The sequence below is a fragment of the Paenibacillus hodogayensis genome (genome assembly GCF_039536325.1).
In the GTDB taxonomy this organism is placed as follows: Bacteria; Bacillota; Bacilli; order Paenibacillales; family NBRC-103111; genus Paenibacillus_AB; species Paenibacillus_AB hodogayensis.
The window spans coordinates 839,216-863,168 of sequence record NZ_BAAAYO010000010.1 but is presented as its reverse complement, the minus strand read 5'-3'; the positions used below and the strand labels follow the sequence as shown (position 1 = coordinate 863,168).

Here is a 23,953-nt window from a genome sequence, read left to right as displayed (position 1 = left end):
ATGGCTGAGACGAAAACAATCAAGTTGGTTGTCACCCGTCAGGACGGCCCGGATTCGCAGCCGTACACGGAAGAATTTGAAATTCCTTACCGCCCGAACATGAACGTCATTAGCGCGCTCATGGAAATCCAGCGCAATCCGAAGACGGCCAAAGGCAGCGATACGACCCCGGTATGCTGGGAATCGAACTGCCTGGAGGAAGTATGCGGCGCCTGCTCGATGGTTATCAACGGCAAGCCGCGCCAAGCGTGCTCCGCGCTGATCGACAAGCTGGAGCAGCCGGTTCGCGTGGCGCCGATGAAAACATTCCCGATCGTCCGCGACCTCGTCATCAACCGCGAGCGCATGTTTAACGCGCTGAAGCGCGTCAAGGCTTGGATTCCGATCGACGGCACGTACGATCTCGGCCCGGGTCCCCGGCTTGCCGAATCGAAGCGCCAGTGGGCTTACGAGCTGTCCAAGTGTATGACGTGCGGCGTCTGCCTCGAAGCTTGCCCGAACGTAAACGACCGGTCGAGCTTTATCGGTCCGGCGGCGATCTCCCAGGCCCGCCTGTTCAACACGCACCCGACGGGCGAGATGAACAAGCACGAGCGTCTGGACGCGCTGATGGACGACGGCGGCATCGAAGGCTGCGGCAACTCGCAGAACTGCGTCCGCTCCTGCCCGAAAGGCATCCCGCTTACTACGTCGATCGCGGCGATCAATGCCGAAACGACGAAGCATCTGTTCAAGAAATGGCTTGGCATGTAAGGCCGGGCTCTAGCATACGATGATTGAAAGAGGAGAATGCTGTGGCATTCTCCTTTTTTGACGTTGGCGAAAGTTTAACTTCGCTAAAGCGGTATAGCGAAGGACGGCTTACAGGGCAAATCGCGATAAACGGATTCTCCGGATGATGAGACGGGTAGACACGTTAACGTGTCGACATTGCGTCGCGACTTCTTTCATCAATGCCGGGCTTTCTGGAATGTCCCAGACTACGATATGTAAAACTTATTCACCAAGTAATTCCGTGAAAAAGCGCCGGTTCCGACGGTGCGCCCCGACTTTTGGTACCTCGTAGTGTTCCAAAGAACACTAACTCGGCAAAATGGCGGGTTTTCGGCGCGGGTAAGGTTCTTTCGAGCATTATCCGGAGCTGCCACCGCGGAAAAACAACGATTTCCCGGCTTCCGGCGCTTCGTAGTGCTCCAAAGAACACTAACTCGGCAAAATGGCAGGCATTCGGCGCGGATAAGGTTCTTTCGAGCATTATCCGGAGCTGCCACCGCAGAAAAACGCCGATTTCCCGACTTTCGGCTCCTCGTAGTGCTCCAAAGAACTTTACATCTGACTGAACTGTACCACCCCATTAGCGAGCGAGAAGTCGACCAAGGGTATATCGATATTTATTTGGAGAAAGATTTTCGAAAGCAAGAAATTCGCTACGAGTGGCTTTGGGAAAGCAAATATTTGCGTCTGGAGGACCGCAGGAGGTCAAGAAACAAGGGAAGGATCAACTTCTCGGATATGCAAACAGCCGTCAATGGAGAGAGCGCCGGGATTTGAAAAAAGCGCTGTGGATCGTAGTCGGCAAATCGGAGCTATATGTGGAAACCATTCCATAAAGAGGTTCAATCACAAATTGGATATATAGCCGGAAAGCCTTGAGCCATCATTGAGCCATCATTGAGCCATCAAGGCTATTTCGGCTTGTAGAAGGTTCGTATAAGGGACGATTGGGGAAAACGTAAAGCAAGCCGCGCCCGCGAGAACAGCGGGAAGGCGGCTTGCTTTACATTCCTAATAGAGAGGCAATTCGTCTGATCAGGTCGCTTTGCCGTCTCGTTCGGCGAAAGGGTGGCACGAGGATGAGCGCTCATTTTCCCCCAGGTTTCGCCTTTTCCTCCATCCATGCTTGATCCAGCGAGGCTTGTCCTTCCTTCTGGATCGTTCGCATCGCTTCCTCTACCGTTTTGCGGCCGTTGACCGCTTCGTCGATCTCGCGAATGACAAGAGTCAGGAATGTCATATAATAGCTTCCCGGCATGGCCGCGTACGCGTTGTCGTCCTGCTTTTTTGGCTTCAAGCTGTAGAACGGATCCAGACTGCGGCCGTCTTTCGTTTTCGCGAAGGCGGTGCGGGTTGACAGGACGTCGGACGTTTTTTGACTGACCTTAGCCGCTTCCTCGCTGTTGAAATATTGGACGGCCTTCCAAGCGGTTTCGGGATGCTCCGCGTTAGAGGAGACCGCGTAAATCGGAGAGATTCTGAGATGGCGGGTAACGTCCGGGTTCGCCGGATCGACGGGAACGGTGACGATGCCCCAATTCAAGCCGGTTTCTCCCCACTGCTTCATGCGAAACATTTGCTCCGTGCCGCTGATCATCATCGCCGCTTTGCTCGAGCTGAACAAATCCATTTGCTTGGTTTCCTCGGGGCCGTAATTGATCGGCTTCCCGTCCTTGTAATAATAGAACAGGTTGCCTTTTTTGAACCCGTCGATGACATGGCCGAACGCCTTTTTCCAAATATCCGACTCGAGGGTGACCCGTTTGCCGTCGGGACTTAAAAAGTCGGCGCCTTCTGTAGCCGCTATGTCCGCAATGAAATCGAATGGCGTCCAATACTTTTCGTGAATGCCGTAGATCCGCTTCTCCGGGTTCGGATCGACCGGAAACCGGCGGGCGAGCTGCATCGTTTGCTCCCATGTCATTTTATCGGTCGGATAAGGAACTCCGAATTTGTCGAACAAATCTTTGTTGTAATACAGTGCGCTGCTCGACAGCTCCGGAGCCAGGCCGTACAATTTGCCCTCGTCGTTTAGCCGCAGCTGCGCGAGAGCTGCGGGAGTAAAGCTGTCCAGGTCGAATTTCGATTTCCGGACGAACGGCTCGAGATCAAGCAGAAGCCCTTCGTTCGCCCATCTCTGGTATTCTGCCGGGTCGTACGTAATCAGTAAATCCGGCTTTTGCTCGCGAATGAGCTTCGTGTAGCCTTCATAGTAGTTTTTGTCGGGGCCGAACAAGTCTTTGGTCGGAATGACCTGAACGTCCACCTCCGGAAACTTGACCGCAAAATAATCGCCGTAACTCCTCGAAAACGACTCTTCATCGTACATCGGAACGCGCAGCATCCCTTTGGCCGGTTCGGCGGATCGCTTGTCCGAACAGCCGGCGATAAGGGCGGACAACGCCAGCAAGCCGGTTACAGCCACGCGAAGGGGCCGAGTGAAGAGCAAGTCGTCTTTGTTCATTTCTAATGTTCAGCCTCCATCCCGTTCACGGTTTTGCAGCGGCTTTCTTCTGATCGAGCACCCATTGTCCACGCTGCTGAATCGCCTCAATCGCCTGGTCCAAGCTTTTCGCGCCGGATGCGGCCGCCTTAATCTCTTCGGTGACGGCTGCGGACATAGCGTTGTACAGCTCGTTCGTATAGATCGGATTCGCCCGGGCGGCGGCCTCCGTATCCGGCCGAAGCATCGTAAACGCTTCGATGCGGTACGAATTCGTCGACTTGGCGGTCGTTTTGCGCGTGCTGAGACCGATTCCCGCCATTTGAAGGGCTACCTTTTTCGTCATCGATTCGCTGTGAATCAGCTTGATCAGCTCCCAAGCGTCTCTCGCATGGGCCGCCTGTGCGGGTATGGCGTAGATGCCGTCAAATGAAATTGACGCCGACACGTCCGGATTGGCCGGGTTCACCGGCTCCGTTGCGATATCCCAAGCAAATTCGGCCAGGTTGTACCGCTTCTTCGCTTCGATCAATTCACTTGCCATCGAGGAATTCGTCACCATCATGGCTGCATTCCCGGTCATAAACGGATTGCGCTTGTAGAAATCGATGCCCGAAATGGAGCCGGTTCTCGGCTTCTCTTCGTACAGCCAGCCTTTTCGGACTCCGTCCGTCACGAACTGCCATATGCTTCGCCATGACTCGGTATGAACCGTCATCTTGCTTCCGTCCTCGTTCGTCAAGCCGAGCCCGAGCGTCCGGGAAGCGGCGTCGGCAGCTCCGAAAGGCGAGGCCATATAAAGGGAAAGGCCGTATACCCGGTTGTCTCCTTCTCCATCGGCGGGAATGCGCTGCGCCAGCCGGAACAGCTCGTCCCAGCTCATCTTGTCGGTCGGATACGGGACGCCGAACCGGTCAAATATCGTTTTGTTGTAATACAAGGCGTTGGCCGAGAAGTTCGGGGCCAGGCCGTACAACGTTCCGCCGCCCATCGCCCTGATCGAGTCCACGATGCCGTCGTTGAAGCCCGACAGGGCGTATTTGTCCTTGTCTATCAGCGGCTTAAGCGAAAGCAGCGTTCCTTTGGCGGCCAGCTCCCGGTAAATGTCGACCGGCAAATAGACAAGGTCGGGCTTGTCGCGGGCAATCATGTCCTCGTATTGGGCGATCCGGTCCTTCTGCGGATCGTAAGGCGGCGAATTGACCGTCTCGATATCCATATTCGGGTATTGGATAATAAAAGCGCTGCCGTAACGGCTCATGAACGACATGCCGTCGTACCATTGCACCTTAAGCGATCGTTCCGTCTTGACGTCAAACGGGTCGCTGTCAACCTCTTGCCTGAAGAAGCTCAAAATCGGCTCCCGCTGGACAAAGAGAACGGCGCTTACCAGCAGTAGAACGGCTGCCGCCACCCATGCCTTGCCTTTGCCGCGTCTATGTGTCGCTTCCAATGCGATTCGCTCCTCCACGCTTTGCTTCAATTTGGCCGGCACTCCTTGCGGATTCAAGGGGAAGTGCCGCAGTTCTTTTTCCCAATCCGAACGTATCGGTCTCAAAGGTATCGCCTCCTCGCTGTCGGTCCTCGCAGATCAGTCGAACAATTGTTCCTTCAAAAGAACGGGGACCTTCGCCCGCGCCCGGTGCAAGCGCGACTTGACGGTACCCTGCGAAAGGTTGAGCATGGAGGCGATCTCGGGAACGGTCAACTGGTGATGGGCGTATAAGAGCAGCGCTTCCCGCAGCTTCTCGGGCAAATCCATCACGGCTTTCCAGATGTCGCCGTTGACCATCCGGCTCAGCACTTCCTTTTCCGTCGAAGAAGCCGTTTCCGACCTGCGGATCGTCGCCATCAGAAGCACTCGGCGGGCCCATGCCGATTTGCGGTGGTCTTTGGCGACGTTGCGCGTGATCGCGAGCAGCCATGTTTTGACGCTCGATTCCCCGCGGAAGGAGAACATGCTGCGGTATACCTTGAGGAAGACGTCCTGGTAAATGTCGTCCGCCTGATCGAAACGACTCGTCAGGAAGAAGGCATAGTTCCACACATCGTTGCCGTAGCGCTCCATAAGATCCCTCAGGATGATGTTTTTGTCCGTGCTGTCGGACAGCGTGCCCAAATAGTCCAAACCCACTTTTTGTTCACCTCGATCAATTGGACGAGCGCTTCGGGAAAAGGGTTCCCTGCTTTGCGGGGAAATTGTCGGGTGGCATTAAAGGAAGAGGAGGGGAGTGCCGGGAAAAGCGGGCTGTTATGTGCGATCGGTTAAGCAGCGGTGGATTGATTTTGCATATAGGTTTAGCCAAAAACAGTGTGCAGCGTTAATATCCTATTTTGTCGAATTTAATTTTAAAAGTATATTTCATTAATAGACAATTCGTGATTTTTTTGCGTGGCTCAATTAGGTTGGAAGACACGCTCTAGAAAACCTCACGTACGGTTTGATGGGGAGGGGCAGAATTTTCTGCCCTTTACTCTAGCACAAGTGTAGGTGCGCCCGGCTGCAGAGGGACATCCGGAAAGCCGGGCGCAGTCAGCAATGCTCATCCGTCCATGACGGAGCCGGTATTTTTATAACCTGTAGACGGGGGCAGGTCGATACGGCTGCAGGTGATTAATACTCCGGCGGCCGTATTCGGATCTTGCTGTTTCGTCAGACAGTGGCATAAAACTATAGTGAAATTATTTATAAAAAAAAGCGCGAACCCGTGCGCCCGCATACTCGGCGGAGCAACGTTTCACGCTATTTTTCAGCCCATCGGGATTACAAACATTTCAGGCAAGGCGGAGTACGAGACAACCAATTCGTCGCCCGGCATCAAGGTGTACTTGATGTCCTTTCCGAGCATGAAGCCGCTATGCGGCTTTCGCGCGGCTTGTGGCCGCCGTCAATGTTTCAGCTCGCCGGGAGTCACACCCCAATATTTGCGAAACACGCGGATGAAATGGCTCGTATCCTTGTAGCCGAGGCGTAAGGCCGCCTCCGAGACGGTGCTGCCGGCGACGAGAACCGCTTTGGCCCGTTCCATCTTTCTGGATAGCACGTAATCGGTGAACGTCTTGCCGATCTCCTGTTTGAACAATCGGCTCAGATGGGACGAATTGACATGCAGCCGTTCGGCCATCGTTTGCAGCGCAAGCTCGCCGTCGATCTCCTTTTCGACAATGCCGGACACTTGCTTGATCAGCGGATGGACGTTCGCTTTTTTGGAATATCGTCTGTAGTCGACGAAGCGCTGCACGGCTCCCCGCATGAGGCTATAAGCATGCTCGCTCCCGGACAGAGCCTGCATGTTGCGAAAAGCGTCGTAATCCCCGCCGAGCACCGTCTGAATCGTCCAACCTTGGCGGTTGCAAATGCGCACGAACAAACCGTAAAGGATGAGCAGGTTTACGCGCGCTTCCTCCGTGTCCGAATGGCGTTCCATCTCCTCGACCCACCATTGCTCCAAAGCCGTGAACGCTTTGGCCGGATCCCCGGTCTCCAGCCCGATTTCCAGCTCGGCCTCCCACAATGTATTCGCTCCGGGCGAGGCGGGCTTTGGCTCGTCATGCCCGCGATCCGGCAGGGGGGAGGCGGACCACGCTCTTCCGGGCGGCTCTAGAACTTCCCCGTCCGGTCGTTCCGCCGCTTCGCCGACGTTGCCGGCAGGTTCCTCAGGTTTCTTGCGCCGGGTAGCATCGTAAAGGACTTCGATCGTCAGACCGTCCGGTCTATCTGTCTTTTCCTCCACGATCAGGCGGACGAGCCAAGACGTCCGGTCAAAATGCCAACCGGCATCCGTCATACCGCTTTCCTGCGGCTGCCCCATTTCCTCGATGACGCGTCCGTCGACGGCGACCTGCAGCGGTTTCGCCTGAACGTGAAGAAGCAGCTCGTATTTGCGCTTGACTGGCATCCCCTCATACTGTCCCGTCCGCCGGCCGATGGCGATCCGAGTCCATTTCTCCGTCGCCCGGCAAGAGATGGCCGTCTCGGCGACCTCGCGATCCAAATACCGGTAAGTCGTCCCGTCATCCTCGATAAGCGTATATTCGCTTTCCCCGTGCGGATAAACATGCAGGCCGAGTTTTTCCGGCTGCTTGGCTCCGATATGCGTCACCTCCGGCCAGACCGGAATAATAGCTCCTCCACGCACGAACAACGGACCGCCAGCCGGGGCTGTCACGGCATACTCCATTTCCAGCGGTCCCGTATGCCGTTTGCCCGTCCAATAATCGAACCAGACGCCCTCGGGCAAATAAATCCGATTCGTCAACGCGGCTGTTAGCAAGTAGTCTCCCAGCATGTATTGATGGAGCAGTCCGTCCGATCGCGAGTCGGCGGGATAAGCCAGAGGCATAGCGCGGACGATAGGCATTCCGGTGCGAGCGGCACAGTGGGCCGCCGAGTAAATATACGGCAGCAGCCGGTAGCGCAGCTTGGCGTATGTCTTGAACGTTTGCAGCAGGTCATGTTCCAGCAGGCACGGATGACGCCAATAAGCCCAACTGTTCAACTGCGACCATGGCTGTAAAAATCCGAAATGAATGCCTTCGGGAGTCGAGACATCCATATCCGTGGTCGTATGGACGTGACCCGACATGCCGTGGTTCAGCAGGGAAACGAGCCCCGGCTCTTGTTCGGAGTTTCCGGACCATGTTGCGGCAAATTGCTGCATGCCGGTAAACCCGGACACGGTGTAGATCATCGACCTAAGACCGGTCTGCTCCTTAAAGCCCAAATGCATCTGCTTGGCCAGCATAAGCGGATACAGGTTGTGCATCTCTTCGTCATCCATGCCGTTGCCCCATCGGCGTCCGGGCTGTGGGATCGCTTGGTAAGCTCCGCTCAGCTTGAAGGCCGAGACGCCCTGCTCGACAAACTTCCGCAGGTGAGCGTACCAGGACTCCTTATCCGCTTCATGGTCCGACGGCTCTGCTGCCTTGGTCCGGGCGCCTGCCAGCTGCCGCTCTTCATACACGCTCAGGTCATAATCGCAGCCCAGCCATAAGCTAAGCTTGAAGCCCAGCTTGTCCAGCGCTCCGATGAAGGTGTCGGATTTTTTCGCATAAGAGGGAATGCCGAACCGTTCCGGGTGCCAGCTCTTGTTCGCCGAGAAATCGTTAAATTCTTTCATCCATCCCGGCTCCAATCCGATCATGTCGCAAGGAATGCCTTCGCGGCGAAAATTGAGGGCGTCATCGACCATCTGGCGGGCGTTGACCTGCTCATGGCATACGTAGGTCAAGCCGTACGCCCAAATGGGCAGCAATACCGGTTTTCCGGTCACGTCCGTGTAGCGGTCCAGCAGTTGCTCCAAACTATCGCCGACAAAAACAAAGTAGTCCAGTTCCCCGCCTAGTCCTTCGAACGTCAGCCGATCGGGCTGCGTGCAACCGATATCGATTTCATGCTTCCATGTCGTATTGACCAGAAGCCCCCAGCCTTTGCTGCTCATCAAAAGCGGAACGGGAGCGTAACGCTTCACATTCTCCACCCACATGCTCACGCGATGTCCGCGGTGTTGAAGGCGCTCTCTCGACTCATCCCCCAGCCCGTACCATTTCTCGCCGTCCGTCATCGAGAAATGGACCGCAAACCCTGTTCCGGCCCCATACCGGGACGGTGCAGCGTGATTGGTCAGAAGCTCGCCGGACTCCTTGTACAAAGAAAGCATTCCACTTGCAGCCTCGACACGGAGCATTGCTTTTGCAGTGCTCAGCGTGATGCGGGAACCGTCATTATCCGTTATGACATCGCACAAGTGCCGACTGCGGATGATACCGTATCGTTCGAGCGCGGATTCCGGAAAGTCGTTCGTTTCTCTCATACGAATGCGAAACGTATAAGGAGATACGGCTTCCACGCGCATAAAGCCGCCGCTTGCGATTGGAATTACGGTTGAATGAGCGTATTCGTCCAAGTTGCACGGCCTCCTTGTCAGCTAATAGAGAAATTGTCATAACTAGGCGATCGATTGCAATCGATCTTCCTACGTTCTGAATGCGGTTTCATATAGAATGATTGTAAATCGGCGAAGGGAGAGAAAGCAATGGTCAACAGCAAGGTGAAAAAAGCGCGGTGGCATTAGCGGCGACAGTGCTGACAGTGGGAATGCTTGCGGGATGCACAAACGGGCCGAACGAGCCGCCGCAGGAGCCGATCGAGCTTGTCATTTAATATCCGTTTATAAACGATTGGGATGAAGACGGATTAAAAAAGATGATGGGGGAACCGCTCAAGAAAAAATTCCCCTATATCACTCCCAAGTTTATCGTCGGTGGTTCGAAGCCGGGAACAAGCATTACCGAACTGATTGCGGCAGGCCAGAAAATCGACATTATGTTTTTCTCGATCGGAGCGACGCCGCCTACGCTGCTGGATCCGAAAATGGAGTACGATATTTCCCCGCTGATTAAAAAATATGACTATGATCTGAGCACACTGGAGCCGACGACGGTTAATATGGCCAAGCAAATCGCCAAAGACCGTAATACGGCCATGTTCCTCGAAATCACCGGTACGCATGCCGCCCAACTGGAAGGAATGAACTTTGATATCGCTACGTTTCCGGTCTTTAAAGATGCGCCGTCGGTCGGTCCTCAGCGATGCTGCCCCAAAAATACGGTCCTGCGAGCGCAGTAACGAGATATAACAGCATCGCGACGACCGAATTTTACAATGCGGTCATTGCAACGATTACCGGTGTGAAAGATCTGAATACAGCGTTTCGCGATGCCGAAGAAACGGCCAATCAAAAAATTCAGACGGCGAAGCCGAAATAAGTACTGGAAAGGTGCACACTGTGGAAAAAAATCAGATTCATCTATCGCTGCAAAACGGCGAGCAGATGCGAATTCAAGTTATCGCGCCGGATACATTCCGCATCCGCATAAGCGCAGCGGGCGATTTCCGCGAGCCGGCGCTGATCCGTTACGGAATATTGGACAACCGGCAAAAGGCTGCCGTTTGTTCGGTAGACGATCAAGAGCACGTATGGATCATTCGTACGGAACGGGCACAGCTTCGGGTAGAGAAAAGCAGCGGCCGCATCGAACTTACGAATGTCCAAGGGGAGCTGCTGACAAGTCACGCAATACCACCGTGGTCGAACCCGCAGCGCGGGTTCGGCGCAGAGTTCCAGCTAGCTGATGAGGAACGGTTGTACGGGCTCGGCGACGAAACGAGGGAACGTATTCAAAAGCGCGGTCATCGGGCTAACATGTGGGTAGCGAATGTGAAAGCTTACGCTCCGATTCCATTTCTGATGAGCAGCAAAGGCTGGGGGCTTCTCATCAACACGACTTGGAGACATGCCGTAGATATCGGGAGCGCTAAGCCCGACCGGCTGCGATTTTGGGGGCGTCGCGGCGAATTGGACTATTACTTATTCGCGGGTGAAACGCTTGCCGATCTGTTGCAAAGCTACACATCCGTCGCCGGCAAGCCTCAGCTTCTCCCGATCTGGTCATACGGCCTTACATTCGTATGCAATGAGCAGGCAAATGCTCGCGAAATGATCGACGATGCGCTGAACTTTCGCCGGGAAGGCATCCCATGCGATTTGATTGGGCTGGAGCCGGGCTGGATGGAAAAGCATTACGATTATTCGGTGAACAAAAACTGGCATCCGGAGCGGTTTGCCATTCCGAAATGGTTGCCGGACGGAGGGCCTGCCACTTTTTTCGGCGCCTTGGAACGGCTTGGCTTTAAATTAAGTTTATGGCTGTGCGCCGATTACGACCTTAGTTTGCATGAAGAACGGCTAATTCAAACGAATGAGGAAACAACAAGCGTTACTACCGTTTCAGGCGGCGAGGGGGCCGGATTACAAGGCGCGCATCCGGACGATTATGAACAAGATACGGCACTCCAATACCCGGTATATATGGATGGGATCACGAAACGAAGCGAGGCGTGGTATACGCATTTGAACAAGTTTGTGAGACAGGGCGTTTCCGCGTTCAAGCTGGATGGAGCCAAACAAGTTCTCGACCACCCTGACCGGCTGTGGGGCAACGGGATGAGCGATGAAGAGATGCATAATCTGTATCCGCTGCTGCTAGCGAAGCAAATGTACCAGGGCTTCAGGGAGCAAGCCGGACGCAGGCCGATGATTTATACGGCGGGCGGGTACGCGGGCATCCAGCAATATGCGGCCACCTGGGCGGGCGATACCGGCGGAGGACCGAAGCCGCTAGTGTCTCTGCTCAATCACGGGCTGTCCGGTCACGCGAACACGAGCTGCGATATGGACGTATTTACTCCGGCCGGGCTCCATTTCGGATTTCTGCAGCCATGGTCGCAGGTGAATAGCTGGGCGTATTGGCGCCACCCATGGCTGCTTGACAAAGGCATGCTGGCCATGTTCAAGATGTACGCGAAGCTGCGCTACCGTCTGCTGCCGTATATATATGCCACAGCGCATGTCGCCGCCCGCTCCGGTATGCCGATCGTCCGGGCGATGCCGGTCGCTTTTCCCGACGATCCGCATTCGGATGAGCTGCTGCACCAATATATGCTCGGGGATTTTTTTCTGGTCGCCGCCTTTACCGATCAAGTTTATTTGCCGGAAGGAGAGTGGATCGACTATTGGACCGGCAAACGGGTTGTCGGTCCGGCGAATATCGCCTGCGACGTGCCCGCATATGCGGGAGGACCGCTGTTCGTCCGCGCGGGCGCGATTATTCCGACGTGGCCGGAGATGGATTATGTAGGCGAGAAATCCGTTGAGCGTCTCGGCTTGCGCGTTTATCCGTGCGGAGACAGCGAATTTACGCTTTATGAGGACGACGGGACGACCTTTGCATACGAGGAAGGCAAGATCGCGACGACATCGTTCGTATGTCGCGAGCGGGAGGAAGACCTCGCTATCCATATCGGTGTTCGGGCGGGCTCCTATAAAGGCATGCCGGAAAGCCGAAGCTACAATCTCGTTATCGATTCAGAGGAGCAACCGGCACATGTAACCATGGGCGGAGAGGAACTGCCGCAACTGGCGAATTCGGAAGCGGATCGCTTCGACGGCGATGCCGGCTGTCCCGCGCCGGAGGGCTGGATTTATGATCCCGAACGGCGAACGATTCGCCTGACGGTGGCGGAAGACGAGCAGAAGTGCAATCCGCTGGAAATTCGGATAAGGAGGTCGACCCGTTGACGAAAACGACTGCGACTGCGTTAAAGCTCGGGATGATCGGCCTGGATACGTCGCATACGACCGCCTTCGCCCAATTGCTTAACGATCCGCAAAACCCGCACCATGTTCCGGGGGGCCGCGTGGCCGTAGCCTTTCCCGGCGGCTCCCCCGATTTCAAGTACGACTACGTGCCGAAGTACACTGCCCAACTGCGCGACGAATTCGGCGTAAGCATCGTAGACAGTCCCGAACAAGTCGCCCGGGAATGCGACGCCATTCTGCTTGTATCGGTAGACGGGCGCGCGCATCCGCAGCTGCTTGAAGCGATTGCGCCGTATGGCAAGCCTGTTTTTGTCGACAAGCCTTTTGCCGTCTGCACCGCCGACGCCGTCCGCATGTTCGGGCTGGCCGAGCGATATGGGTTTCCCTTGATGAGCGCTTCCTCGCTGCGCTATGCACAGCCGTTGACCGAAGCGCTCTGGGACGGGGAGAGCGGCGCCGTGATAGGCGCCGACACTCAGGGCCCGATGGCGCTCGAACCGACGCAGCCGGGACTGTTCTGGTACGGCATTCACGCCGTTGAAATGCTGTATGCGATTCTCGGACCAGGCTGCATCCACGTGACTGCCGAAACATCGGAGCACCATGAGCTCGTTGTCGGCAAATGGAAAGACGGCCGCATCGGCACGGTGCGCGGCAACCGCAAAGGCAACGGCGTCTTTGGAGCCGTCGTCCACCGTGAAAAAGGAAGCCGATGCATAAACGCGTACGCGGGAACGAAGCCTTTTTACGCCTGCATGCTGGAAGAGGTGTTGACCATGTTCCAGACGGGGGGTTCGCCGCTGGCCAAGGAAGAAACGATCGAAATCGTCCGTTTTATCGAAGCGGCCAACGAAAGCAGGCATAGCGGAGACACGGTCGATTTGTAACAGAAGGAGTCACGGAAGATCGCGATATCGGAGGGATATCGATGAATGGTACCGAGAATATGTGCAGAAGAAAGCTGTTGGCTGCGATCGGAATGGCAGGAGCGGCCGCGGCGGTGGGCGGGATGCAAAGCGGGTGCGGCATCTGGTGAGCGGTTCAAAAGAATGATCGGGTCGGATGCCGTAAGCGTCGCCTGGTTCGGTCGGAGTCGAATTTGTCAACCTGTTCCATAACACGATCGAGCTGGCTCGGTTACCCGTTTCTGCACAAACGTCCTACTATCGGCGAAAAACAGTCTCGGGTTTTACGCCAATCTCATCTCGCTGGGACTGTTTCAATACGGCAAAGTCCATCTACTGCTGAAAAATCAAAATTCGGGCTGGGCGAACGGAAACGAATTTTATGGCGGCTCCTTTGGCGAAGGCGACGACAAAGTGATCGGCGCGAGGCTTATGGCAGGAAAATCACGTTTAAAAGCGGACAATTAAAATGGAATATTTTACAAGGGAGGTTCGATATGGTAAAGAAGAGCTTATACGGATGGAAGGTCGTCCTGCTTGCGTTCATCACGGTTGCGGCAACAGCTTGCAGCGGGGGCCAGAGTACAGGAAAGCAGCAGACGCAGGAGCAGACGCCGCAGCAGGCGCAGGAGCAGAAGAAGCCTCTGGGGCCGATTGAGCTGAGCTTGTTCAGTTTGACCGGGGGGACCCAGGAATGGTTCGATACCACATACGGCAAATATTTATATGAAAAATTTCCTGACATCAAGTTTAAGGTGAGTTTTGCCGGCCAGACAAAAATTGAGGAATATGTCGCGAACAAAAACCCGCTCGATATCGCATTCGGAGCCTACACCACCTACCATCTGAATCTGCGCGAGCTGAATCTGCAAAACGACATTAGCGACTTGATCAAACGAGACAAGGTCGACTTGGCCAAATTCTCCCCTGCCGTCATTGAGCTGCAGCGCCAGATGGCGAACGGCGGGATCTATGGTCTGCCCGCTTTTGTAGGCACCTCCGGCTTGTACTACAACAAGGACTTGTTCGACAAATTCGCCGTTCCTTATCCGAAGGATGGGATCACGTGGGATGAAGTGTACGATCTGGCGGTCAAACTGACGCGGAAAGAAGGAGACACGTCCTACTACGGTTTCGTCAACGATAACTTTTACTTGCAGGTCAACCAATATTCACTGGATCTGGTCGATCCGAAAACACTCAAAGCGAGCTTCGAAACAGATGCCTGGAAAAAGATCGTTCAAACGTTTACTAAATTCATGATGATACCGGGTGTCGATGTTACACAAGCTACCGTTGTCAATTTCAATACCAAAGGTAACGTGGCGATGGCCACGAACTATACCGGCTGCTGCGGAAACACGCCCGGAGCCGCCGTCGCGAACTGGGGCGTTGTCCGAATTCCCGACTTCCCGGATATTCGGAATGTGGGACCGCAAGTATTCCCGAATTACTGGTTTATGAGCTCGATCAGCAAGCAGCGAGACGCCGCCTTCGAGGTAATGAAGTTTATTTCGTCCGAGGAATTCCAGATTTCTCTGAACGCCAGAGGATTGGCTACTGCGTTGAATGATACGAAATTGCACCAGAGCTACGGCAAAGATCTCCCAAAGTATAACGGTCAAAATGTGGCGGCCTTGTTCCCTAAGCATGCCAAGATGTCCAACATTACCGAGTATCAGGTCGTCGCCGCAACAGAGCTGAACACCGCGCTTACGAACATCGCCACGAAGGGCGTTGATCTCAATACCGCTTTGCGCGAAGCTGCGGAGGCAACGAATAAAAAGATTGACGAAGCCAAGACAACAAAGAGATAACAAAACGCTGCTTTTCGATTCGGGGTATTTACCGCAAAAGTGCAACTCGGCCAATACCGACAAGGAACCCTGCTGTACAACGATAACTGCGTGGCTGGCAGCTTTGCGGGTTGGGTCTGCGTTGCCGGCGGTACTCCCGGGTACGAGCCGGAAGCTTCCGCGCTGATAACCGAGCTGCTGCTCCGGTACGTCTGGGCCGAGCTTGGCAAAGAGCCGATGCCGATGCCGCGAATAACGGGCTCTTGATTCGCCCCGCCCGGTACCGAACGAAAAGCACCGCGCCCTTCCTGAGAAGGATGCGGTGCTTTTCAGTGTATGCGGCTTGCGGCCGCCGTCAATGTTTCAGCTCGCCGGGAGTCACGCCCCAATATTTTCGAAACACGCGGATGAAATGGCTCGTATCCTTGTAGCCGAGCAGGTCGGCCGTCTCCGAGACGGTGCCTCCGGCGATCAGCAGCGTTTTGGCCCGTTCCATTTTGCGGGACAGCACGTAATCGTTGAGCGGCTGGCCGATCTCCCGTTTGAACAGCCGGCTCAGGTAGGACGAATTGACGTGCAGCCGTTCGGCCAACGTTTGCAGCCACAACTCGCCACCCGGCTCTTTCTCTATAATGTCGGACACTTGTTTGATCAGCGGATGAATGTTGTCCTTCTTGGCGTACCGCCGGTAGTCGAGGAAGCGCTGAACGGTTCCCCGCATCAGGCCGTACGCATGTTCGCTCCCGGACAGAGCCTGCACGTTGCTGAAAGCGTCGTAGTCTCCGCCGAGCACCGTCTGCAGCGTCCAGCCTTGGCGGTTGCAGACCTGTACGAATAGTCCGTACAAAACGAGCAAGTTAACGCGCGACTCTCCGGCTTCCAATTGACTCTCCATCCGTTCGATCCACCATTGTTCCAAAGCCGTGAACGCTTTAGTCGGATCTCCGGTTTCCAGGCCTATCTCCAGCTCGGCTTCCCATAGCGCACCCGCTTGGATCGGTGACATCTTCGACCCCGGGTCGTCAGCCCAGCAATTTGGCGGAGGCGAGGCGGGACGCATCTTGCCGGAAAACTCCGCCGCTTTTGGTTCCCGGCCCGCACGTTCCACCTCTTGGCCGCCCTGGCTGCAGGCTGCCGCCGATTTCCGGCGCAAGGTTGCATCAAATAAAAATTCGATGCTCAGGTCGTCCGGTTTGTCCGCCTTTTCTTCCGCATTCAGGCGGACGAGCCACGTCGAGCGGTCAAAATGCCAACCGGCATCCGTTATGCCGTTATACGGCGGCTGTCCGACTTCCTCGATAATGCGCCCGTCGACGACGACCTGCAGTGGCTTCGCTGTCACGTGCAGAAACATCTCATATCGGCGCTTTGCCGGCATTCCTTCGTACCGACCCGTCCGTCGGCCGACGGCGATCCTCATCCATTTCTCCGTCGCCCGGCATCTTACGGACGTCTCGGCGACATTGCCCTCCAAATACCCGTAAGTTGTCCCATCATCCTCGATGAGTGTGTAGTTGCTTTCCCCGTAAGGGTATAGATGCAGGCTGATCGTTTCCGGCTGCTTCGTTCCGATATGGGTCACCTCCGGCCATTCGGGAATAATCGCCCCTGCCCGCACGAACAACGGCCCGCCCGCCGGCGCCGGCGCGTTATAGTCGAGCTCCGCCGGTCCGGTATGCCGGCTTCCGGTCCAGTAATCGATCCATTCTCCTTCTGGCAAATATACGGTTTCGGTAAAAGCGGTGACCAGGAAAAAATCCCCTAGCATGTATTGGTTCAGTAGTCCGTCCGCACGCGGATCGTCGGGAAACGCGAGCGGCATCGCCCGTACGATCGGCATGCCGGTGCGGGCGGCCTGATGCGCCGCCGAATAAATATACGGCAGCAGCCGGTAGCGCAGCTTGGCGTACGCTTTGAACGTTTGCAGCAGATCGCGCTCCAGCAGACACGGATGACGCCAATACGCCCAACTGTTTATCTGCGACCATGGCTGCAAAAATCCGAAATGAATGGTCTCGGGAGTGGAAACATCCATATCGGCGGTCGTATGAACATGGCCGGACATGCCGTGGTTCAGCATGGAAACGAGCGCCGCCCCCTTCCCGGAGCTGCCCGCCCACGTTGCGGCGTATTGCTGTATGCCGGTAAAGCCGGACAACGTGTAAATCATCGGCCTGAGCCCGGTCTGTTCCCGGAACCCGACATGCATTTGCTTGGCAAGCAGAAGCGGATACAGGTTATGCATTTCTTCATCGTCCATGCCGTTGCTCCATCGGCGGCCGGGCTGCGGAACCGATTGCCACGATCCGCTCAGCTTGAACGCGGCGACGCCCTGATCGACAAATTTTCGCAAATGCTCGTACCATGGCTCCTCGTCTTCCGTCTCAGGCGTTAGCGCGGCGGAGTACGGGGCGGCTCCAGCCAGTTGCCGCTCTTCGTATACGCTCAAGTCATGAACGCAGCTCAGCAACAGACTCAGCTTGAAGCCGAGCTTGTCCAGGGCACCGATAAACGTTTCCGATTCATTCGAGAACGGGGGAACCCGAAACCGTTCCGGGTGCCAGTTTTTGCTCGTCGACCAGTCGTTCGGCTTTTCCATCCAGCCCGGCTCCAGCCCGATCATATCGCACGGAATGCCTTCGCGGCGAAAGTTAAGGGCGTCGTCCATCATTTCGCGGGCGTTCACCAGTTCGTGGCACACATAGGTCAGTCCGTACGCCCACCTGGGCAGCAGCGCCGGCTTGCCGGCAACGTCCGTGTAGCGGTCCAGCAACTGCTTCGGACTGTCGCCGACAAATACGAAGTAATCCAGCTCCCCGTTCGCTCCTTCGAATGTCAACCGGTCGGGCTGAGTGCAGCCGATGTCGATTTCGTGCTTCCACGTCGTGTTGATCGCAAGTCCCCAGCCTCTGCTGCTCATCAGGAACGGAACGGGAGCGTAGCGCTTCACGTTCTCCACCCACATGCTGGCGCGATGACCGCGATGCTCGATACGCTCCCTCGTTTCGTCCCCGAACCCGTACCATCTTTCCCCGTCGGCCAGCGTGAAATGAATGGCAAACCCTTGTCCCGCTTCGTAGCGGGAAGGCGCGGCATGCCGGGTCAGCAGCTCGCCGGAGGCGCGGAGCAAGGCAAGCGTCCCGTTCGCCGCATCGACCCGTAGTTCCGCCTCGGCGGTGCGCAGCGCGATGCGGGAACCGTCGTTTTGCGCGACCATATCGGCATTGGGCCGGCAGCGGATAATGCCGTATCGTTCCAGCGCGGATTCCGGAAAGTCGTTCGTCGTTCGCATCCGGATCCGCAGCGCGTGCGGGGCTAACGCTTCCACGCGCAAGAAGCCGCCGCTTGCGATCGGAATAACGGTGCAATGGCTGTTATCGCTCAAGTTGCAGGGACCCCCTCGACGGCTGATGAGATACAAGTCATACATAGTCGATCAGTTGCAATAGATCGGCTAACGACGCGAATGCGTTTTCATATATAATCTGATTGTAATTCGACGAAGGGAGAGAAAGCAATGGTCAACAGCAAGGTGCGAAAAGGGGTGTCGGCCGTGACCGCGACGGTGATTACCGTTCTGATGGCCGCGGGATGCTCAGGCGGGGGGACGTTGCAAACGGCGGAAAAGGAAGGAACCGTCAAGGAAGGACAACCCGCCAAGCCGGTCGAACCTCCGCAGGAACCGGTCGAGCTGGTCATTTATTATCCGTACGTCAGCGATTGGGACGAAGCCGGCCTTATGCAGACGTTCGGGGAACCAATCAAGAAGAAGTTCCCCTACATCACTCCCACTTTCATAGTCGGCGACTCCAGGCCGGGCAGGAGCATTACCGATCTGATTGCCGCGGGGCAAAAAATCGACATCATGTTTTGTTCCATCGGCGCGACGCCGCCCACTATCCTTGATCCGAAGCTGGAGTACGATATCACGCCGCTGATCAAGAAGTACGGCTACGATCTGAACAAACTGGAGCCGACGAGCCTAGATATGGCCAGACAAATCGCCAAGGGTGGCCTTTACGGCTTGCCGGCCTACGTTCCGCCTTCGGCGCTGTATTACAACAAGGACATCTTCGACAAATTCGGAGTGCCTTACCCGAAGGACGGCATGACGTGGGACGAGATGTACGAGCTGAACAAGAAGCTGACCCGCAAGGAAGGAGACGCGCAATATTACGGTCTGTCGATGTCGTTCAGCGGTGCGGCGCAGATGAATGCGCGGAAGCTGAATCCGATCGATCCGGCGACAGAGAAGGCGAACATCAATACGGCGGGCTGGAAAAGCTTCGCCGAAAATTTCATCCGGTTCTATCAAATTCCCGGTTACAGCACGTCTGTTGACGTAAGCGCGCAATTCAACCGGTTTTTCAAAGACCGCAATACGGCGATGTTTGTGGAGCTTACCGGCATTCATGGCGCGCTCCTGGAAGGAATGAACTTCGACATCGCTTCGTTCCCGGTATTCGCCGACGCCCCCTCCGCGGGACCGCAGCCTTACCCGACCTACTACTATATTCCGAACACAAGCAAGGTTAAGGACCAAGCGTTCCAGGTCATCTCCTACTTCACCTCGGAGGAGTTCCAGCAGCAGAAAGCCAGGGAAGGGAAGCTGCTGCCTATATTGCAAAACAAGACGGTAAAGGAATCGTTCGGCCAGGACGTTCCGCTGTTCAAAGGGAAAAATACGAAAGCGATGCTACCGCAAACATACGGCGCCCCGAGCGCGGTGACGCGGTACAACGGCATCGCCACGACCGAATTTTACAATGCGGTTATCGCCGTTATCGGCGGGACGAAGGATTTGAATACGGCTTTCCGCGATGCCGAGGAAATCGCCAACCAGAAAATACAGACGGCCAAGCCGAAATAACATGCATAAGGAGCTTGTAGTCGGAAACTAAAATTGGAAGAGGATGTGTATCAATGGATGCAAAGGTGCTAAAGGTTGGGATTATCGGGCAAGGTCGCAGCGGCCGCCATATACATGGAAACCAACTGGTTAAGATGAAAGAGCTTTATGAAATAACGGCAATTGCGGATTCAATCGAAGAACGACAACAGCTTGCAAAGCGCGAATATGGCTGTAACGCTTATCATACATGGCAAGAAATGATTGAAAACGAAAAACTTGATCTCGTTGTGAATGCCGCTCCGAGCCATCTTCACTTTGAAATTTCAATGCAATTATTGGATAGAGGGGTGAATGTTCTTTGTGAAAAGCCGCTTGCGAAAACGGCGGAAGAGGTAAACCGGCTAATAGAGAAATCGAAGAAGTCTAATAAAATCCTTGCGGTCTTCCAAAATGCCCGTTTCCAGCCTGCTTTTATCCAGATTCGCAAGGTAATTGAATCCGGGATACTCGGACGTATTATCCAGATCGATTTTACCAGCAACGTTTTCGCGCGCAGATGGGACTGGCAAACGCTGCAAAGCAGCAACGGCGGGAATTTGATGAATACCGGGTCGCACCCTTTAGACCAAGCGCTACAGCTGTTTGGAGCGGATGTTATGCCGGAAGTCACTTGTATTATGGATCGAGCGAATACGTTTGGAGATGCGGAAGACTATGTAAAGCTGATTCTGAGAGGTCCTGGCCGTCCAACAATCGATCTTGAGATTTCATCCTGCAGCGCGTATCCACGACATCCATTTATCGTACAAGGAACAAACGGCGGACTGTATGGCAGTTTACAGCATTTGGAGTGGAAGTATTTTATTCCGGAGGAAGCGCCCCCGCAGCAGCTCATAAGAGAGCCGCTATTCGATCAGAACGGGAATCCTGCTTATTGCAGCGAAACATTGAACTGGTATAAGGATAGTTGGGATATAACTAATCGTTCAGATTCTATGACGTTAGATTCCATGGAAAAGAACTTGTACAGCAAGCTATATCAGACATTGGTGAATGGCGTTCCTTTTGAAATCACACCGCAGCAGGTGCGGCAGCAAATGATGGTTATTGAAGAATGCCGTCGGCAAAATCCACATATTTATGCTGGGTTATAATAAGAAAGCAGAGGAACATTCGAAATGAAAATAGCTGTGTTTAGCGTGACATTAATCGATTACAGCATCCATGAAGCGATGCGTATAGCGAAGCAGATCGGCTTCGACGGAATCGAAATCGCCGGGAGAGAGCCTCACTTATCAAGTACGACGAGCGCTCCGAGGATCAAGGAGATTAGCTCCGTAGCGGACGGGCTCGGCTTGGAAATTCCGGCGATAGGAGCCTATGTAGGCGGTTTTTCAACGGCAAGCGATCAAGAATGCCAGCAGGCGTACAGCGACTTTGAGCGTATTCTCGAAGCTTCGGGCGTGCTTGGCTCCGATATGATTCGTGTCTCTGCGGGGGGGCCGACCGCATTTTTAGCTCAAGACTATCATTATGCCAAATCGGCTCACTGGCTGAAAAAATGCGCAGAGGCGGCGAACGCACAAGGAAAAAAGATCGTTCTGGAAATTCATAATAATTCGCTGGTCGAAACGGTTGAATCCGGCTTGCGTCTCGTGGGTATGGTCGGTGCGGACAACATCGGGTTGATTCACGATGCAGGCAATATGTACATTACCGACACGGATTATGGAAGAGAATCGGTCATTCAACTCGGCAATAAAATGTTCCACGTTCACGTTAAAGACGAGAAGCGTATAGCTGAAGCGGGCGCACCGGGAACGTTCAGCAATTTGACTAAGCACGGTACCGAGAAGTTTATGCAATGCTTGCTTGGAGAAGGCGCTGCCGATCATCAGCCTCTGTTCGATGCGCTGAAGGAAACCGGTTATTCCGGCTGGCTATCGCTGGAATGCTTTGCACCGCTGCCGGCCTACGAACGGCTGGAGCACGACTTCAACAAAGTGAAGCAAATGTTGGGGCGAGCACGAGTGCAAAGCACCTTCGAAACCGCTAAATAACTCCACAAAGCCGCAAGACCACAAAACGGAGGGATTGTTATGAACGGTACGGACAGCATGAGCAGAAGAAAGTTGCTGACTGCGATCGGCCTGGCTGGCGCCGCCGCCGCCGCAGGCGGCTTGCAGGCGGGGCTGGCGCGTGCGCTCGCGGCCCCGACCGGGGTCAGCGAAGCCGTATACGGGGGAGGGATCGGCTGCTCGAGTTGCGTCATCCCGACCACAATCGCGGCAATTCGAAGCAAGACCGATTCTGGCGTGGACGAGCTTTATTATGTGACCGATCCGGGCCAGGAGGGGCATTTCCGGCTTGACCCGGCCGACGCAGCCTCAGTGGACAATACGGGAACGGTACTCGTTTCGGCATACGGGGAACGGTTTAAGCGGCTGTACGGACGGGAGCCGGTCAACGCGGCCTGGTTCGGGACCAAAGGGGATGGCATCGCAAACGACACCTCCGCCATCCGGCAAGCGATCGCCGCGGTCTCGACCGGGACGGTGTACGTGCCTCCCGGCAGCTATCTGATCAACGATACGATCGAAGTCCCCCCAACTCTAAGCTTCATCTGCGAAGGCGCTCTAGTGTACGACGGGGAAGGAACCGCTGTCAAAATCGGCTCCGACACGGCGTATACGCGAAATAAGACGTATAAGCTCTCCGTCGACAAAAAAACGATTAATTTTGCCGGCAGCTCCGTCGGCGTGGAGTTCGTTAACCTGTACCACAACACGATCGAGCTGGGATCGGTCACCCGCTTTTGCACAAACGTGCTGCTATCGGCGAAAAACAGCCTTGGCTTCTACTCCAATTTTGTTTCGCTCGGCATGTTTCAATACGGGAAAGTCCATGTGCTGATCAAAAACCAAAACAAGGGCTGGGCGAACGGCAACGAATTTTACGGAGGCTCGTTTACAGGCGGCTACGACCAGGCGATCGGGGTCAAATTTGAAACCGACTATAACGGATTGAACGGCAACGCGTTTTATTCGCCGAAATTCGAGATGGGAGTGGGCGGAACCCGCTTTACGGTACCCGTCCATATGGTGAATTGCAGCGGCAACCGGTTTATAGCCGTACGTACGGAGGCGAACAATCCGAATTATTTCGCTTACCTGAAGGACTGTCTGGACAACCATTTCGATTTCACCATGGCGCTCAGTTCAACGAAACTGTACGAGCTGGGAAAATCTTTGCGCAACGCGGTCAACGACAACAAAACGCTGCTGTTCGATTCGGGCTTCATTGCGCAGAAGTGCAATTATTACGAGGGAGACAAAGTGTTCGTGCGTAATCTGGATTTGCTGTCTTTGGACGGGGCGTTTCAGCGCAGCTCCGTCGTCGAATCCGGCGTCTCGCTCGTCACCTTCAACGGGCAAAGCGTCAATTGCGCGACCTTGCGAATGATTCTCAGCCTGTATGTGGACACTTCGCTTCTGAAAACGTTCCGGTTCGTCAAAAACACCGTACCCGGTACGGGCACACGGCTTCACTTCCGCTGTCTGGACGCAAGCGGCTCGCTGCTGACGGGAGAGAGCGTGCCGGTAACGGCCGGCGATGGCTGGGAGTACAACCGGTACATCGTCTCCAGCAATGAGCCTTATTTATACACCTACTACGGGGGAACGTACACCGAATCCAACGACTCCGTCCTGACCGACATCCGCGTCCATCCCGACGTAAAAACCATTCAGCTGCTGGTGGCGATGAAACAGTTGATCTGCTTTCAAATTTACGGAATTGGAACGACCGGGCCGGAACTGTGCCGAATATGGACGAATTCCAACAACGACCGGGCCTACGCCGCCGCAGCTCCAACGCTGGGCGAATACCGCAAGGGCACCATTATGTACGACGACAACAGCACGGCCGGCGGTTACGCGGGATGGGTTTGCGTGACGGCGGGATCACCCGGCACATGGAAGAGGTTCGGCGCAATCGAAGCTTGATTTCGGTCCGTTCCGATC

At 55.1% G+C, this 23,953-nt stretch carries 17 protein-coding genes; 12 read left to right on the top strand and 5 right to left on the bottom strand.

The features are described 5' to 3' along the window. On the top strand, positions 1-753 hold the full coding sequence (sdhB, locus tag ABD796_RS22685; protein ID WP_344912147.1) for a succinate dehydrogenase iron-sulfur subunit: 753 nt from the start codon (positions 1-3) through the stop codon (positions 751-753). A gap of 285 nt (positions 754-1,038) precedes the next feature. Next, positions 1,039-1,551, top strand: a complete 513-nt coding sequence (locus ABD796_RS35690; protein WP_379116871.1) for a PD-(D/E)XK nuclease domain-containing protein — start codon at positions 1,039-1,041, stop codon at positions 1,549-1,551. 310 nt (positions 1,552-1,861) lie between these two features. Here ABD796_RS35690 and ABD796_RS22680 read toward each other — a convergent pair whose 3' ends face one another. From ABD796_RS22680 to ABD796_RS22665, 4 genes are all read right to left on the bottom strand, one after another. Next, positions 1,862-3,238: an ABC transporter substrate-binding protein gene (locus ABD796_RS22680; RefSeq protein ID WP_344912145.1), complete on the bottom strand. Its 1,377-nt coding sequence runs from the start codon at positions 3,236-3,238 to the stop codon at positions 1,862-1,864. Positions 3,239-3,263: 25 nt separating this feature from the next. Further along, the gene (locus ABD796_RS22675; protein ID WP_344912143.1) at positions 3,264-4,775 is read right to left on the bottom strand and encodes an extracellular solute-binding protein; all 1,512 of its coding nucleotides are present in this window, start codon (positions 4,773-4,775) and stop codon (positions 3,264-3,266) included. Between the two features lie 33 nt (positions 4,776-4,808). Beyond that, complete coding sequence (locus ABD796_RS22670; RefSeq protein ID WP_344912141.1) at positions 4,809-5,351, bottom strand: RNA polymerase sigma factor; 543 nt, start codon at positions 5,349-5,351, stop codon at positions 4,809-4,811. A gap of 754 nt (positions 5,352-6,105) precedes the next feature. Further along, positions 6,106-9,123: a TIM-barrel domain-containing protein gene (locus tag ABD796_RS22665; RefSeq protein WP_344912139.1), complete on the bottom strand. Its 3,018-nt coding sequence runs from the start codon at positions 9,121-9,123 to the stop codon at positions 6,106-6,108. A 299-nt stretch (positions 9,124-9,422) separates the two neighbouring features. On the opposite strand from ABD796_RS22665, the gene ABD796_RS22660 reads away from it, so the two are divergent. The 6 genes from ABD796_RS22660 (at position 9,423) to ABD796_RS22635 (ending at position 15,346) form a co-directional block, all read left to right on the top strand. Further along, positions 9,423-9,845, top strand: a complete 423-nt coding sequence (locus ABD796_RS22660) for a hypothetical protein (RefSeq protein ID WP_344912137.1) — start codon at positions 9,423-9,425, stop codon at positions 9,843-9,845. Between the two features lie 160 nt (positions 9,846-10,005). Then, on the top strand, positions 10,006-12,357 hold the full coding sequence (locus ABD796_RS22655; RefSeq protein WP_344912135.1) for a glycoside hydrolase family 31 protein: 2,352 nt from the start codon (positions 10,006-10,008) through the stop codon (positions 12,355-12,357). Next, positions 12,354-13,265, top strand: coding sequence for a Gfo/Idh/MocA family protein (locus ABD796_RS22650; RefSeq protein WP_344912133.1), 912 nt, complete (start codon positions 12,354-12,356; stop codon positions 13,263-13,265). The genes ABD796_RS22655 and ABD796_RS22650 overlap by 4 nt, the downstream gene beginning before the upstream one ends. Before the next feature lie 41 nt (positions 13,266-13,306). Continuing rightward, complete coding sequence (locus ABD796_RS22645; protein ID WP_344912131.1) at positions 13,307-13,414, top strand: twin-arginine translocation signal domain-containing protein; 108 nt, start codon at positions 13,307-13,309, stop codon at positions 13,412-13,414. 366 nt (positions 13,415-13,780) lie between these two features. Further along, entirely contained in the window at positions 13,781-15,100 is a 1,320-nt protein-coding gene (locus ABD796_RS22640) for an ABC transporter substrate-binding protein (RefSeq protein WP_344912129.1), read from the top strand. 39 nt (positions 15,101-15,139) lie between these two features. After that, entirely contained in the window at positions 15,140-15,346 is a 207-nt protein-coding gene (locus ABD796_RS22635; protein WP_344912127.1) for a hypothetical protein, read from the top strand. A gap of 88 nt (positions 15,347-15,434) precedes the next feature. Here ABD796_RS22635 and ABD796_RS22630 read toward each other — a convergent pair whose 3' ends face one another. Continuing rightward, complete coding sequence (locus ABD796_RS22630; RefSeq protein ID WP_344912125.1) at positions 15,435-18,464, bottom strand: TIM-barrel domain-containing protein; 3,030 nt, start codon at positions 18,462-18,464, stop codon at positions 15,435-15,437. 132 nt (positions 18,465-18,596) lie between these two features. Between ABD796_RS22630 and ABD796_RS22625 the strand changes: the two genes are divergently transcribed. From ABD796_RS22625 to ABD796_RS22610, 4 genes are read left to right on the top strand one after another with little or no spacing between them, the layout of a single operon-like run. After that, the gene (locus ABD796_RS22625) at positions 18,597-19,949 is read left to right on the top strand and encodes an ABC transporter substrate-binding protein (protein WP_344912123.1); all 1,353 of its coding nucleotides are present in this window, start codon (positions 18,597-18,599) and stop codon (positions 19,947-19,949) included. A gap of 53 nt (positions 19,950-20,002) precedes the next feature. After that, a complete protein-coding gene (locus ABD796_RS22620) occupies positions 20,003-21,085 on the top strand; it encodes a Gfo/Idh/MocA family protein (RefSeq protein WP_344912121.1) in 1,083 nt (360 codons plus the stop codon). A 24-nt stretch (positions 21,086-21,109) separates the two neighbouring features. Beyond that, positions 21,110-21,991: a sugar phosphate isomerase/epimerase family protein gene (locus ABD796_RS22615; protein ID WP_344912119.1), complete on the top strand. Its 882-nt coding sequence runs from the start codon at positions 21,110-21,112 to the stop codon at positions 21,989-21,991. A gap of 39 nt (positions 21,992-22,030) precedes the next feature. Continuing rightward, a complete protein-coding gene (locus ABD796_RS22610; RefSeq protein WP_344912117.1) occupies positions 22,031-23,935 on the top strand; it encodes a glycosyl hydrolase family 28-related protein in 1,905 nt (634 codons plus the stop codon). Positions 23,936-23,953: the final 18 nt, after the last annotated feature.

What these genes read in the sequence shown, in the direction of transcription:
- sdhB (WP_344912147.1), top strand. Translation starts at nt 1, where the DNA reads ATGGCTGAGACGAAAACAATCAAGTTGGTTGTCACCCGTCAGGACGGC.
- ABD796_RS22680 (WP_344912145.1), bottom strand. Translation starts at nt 3,238, where the DNA reads ATGAACAAAGACGACTTGCTCTTCACTCGGCCCCTTCGCGTGGCTGTA.
- ABD796_RS22660 (WP_344912137.1), top strand. Translation starts at nt 9,423, where the DNA reads ATGATGGGGGAACCGCTCAAGAAAAAATTCCCCTATATCACTCCCAAG.
- ABD796_RS22645 (WP_344912131.1), top strand. Translation starts at nt 13,307, where the DNA reads ATGAATGGTACCGAGAATATGTGCAGAAGAAAGCTGTTGGCTGCGATC.
- ABD796_RS22640 (WP_344912129.1), top strand. Translation starts at nt 13,781, where the DNA reads ATGGTAAAGAAGAGCTTATACGGATGGAAGGTCGTCCTGCTTGCGTTC.
- ABD796_RS22625 (WP_344912123.1), top strand. Translation starts at nt 18,597, where the DNA reads ATGGTCAACAGCAAGGTGCGAAAAGGGGTGTCGGCCGTGACCGCGACG.
- ABD796_RS22620 (WP_344912121.1), top strand. Translation starts at nt 20,003, where the DNA reads ATGGATGCAAAGGTGCTAAAGGTTGGGATTATCGGGCAAGGTCGCAGC.
- ABD796_RS22615 (WP_344912119.1), top strand. Translation starts at nt 21,110, where the DNA reads ATGAAAATAGCTGTGTTTAGCGTGACATTAATCGATTACAGCATCCAT.
- ABD796_RS22610 (WP_344912117.1), top strand. Translation starts at nt 22,031, where the DNA reads ATGAACGGTACGGACAGCATGAGCAGAAGAAAGTTGCTGACTGCGATC.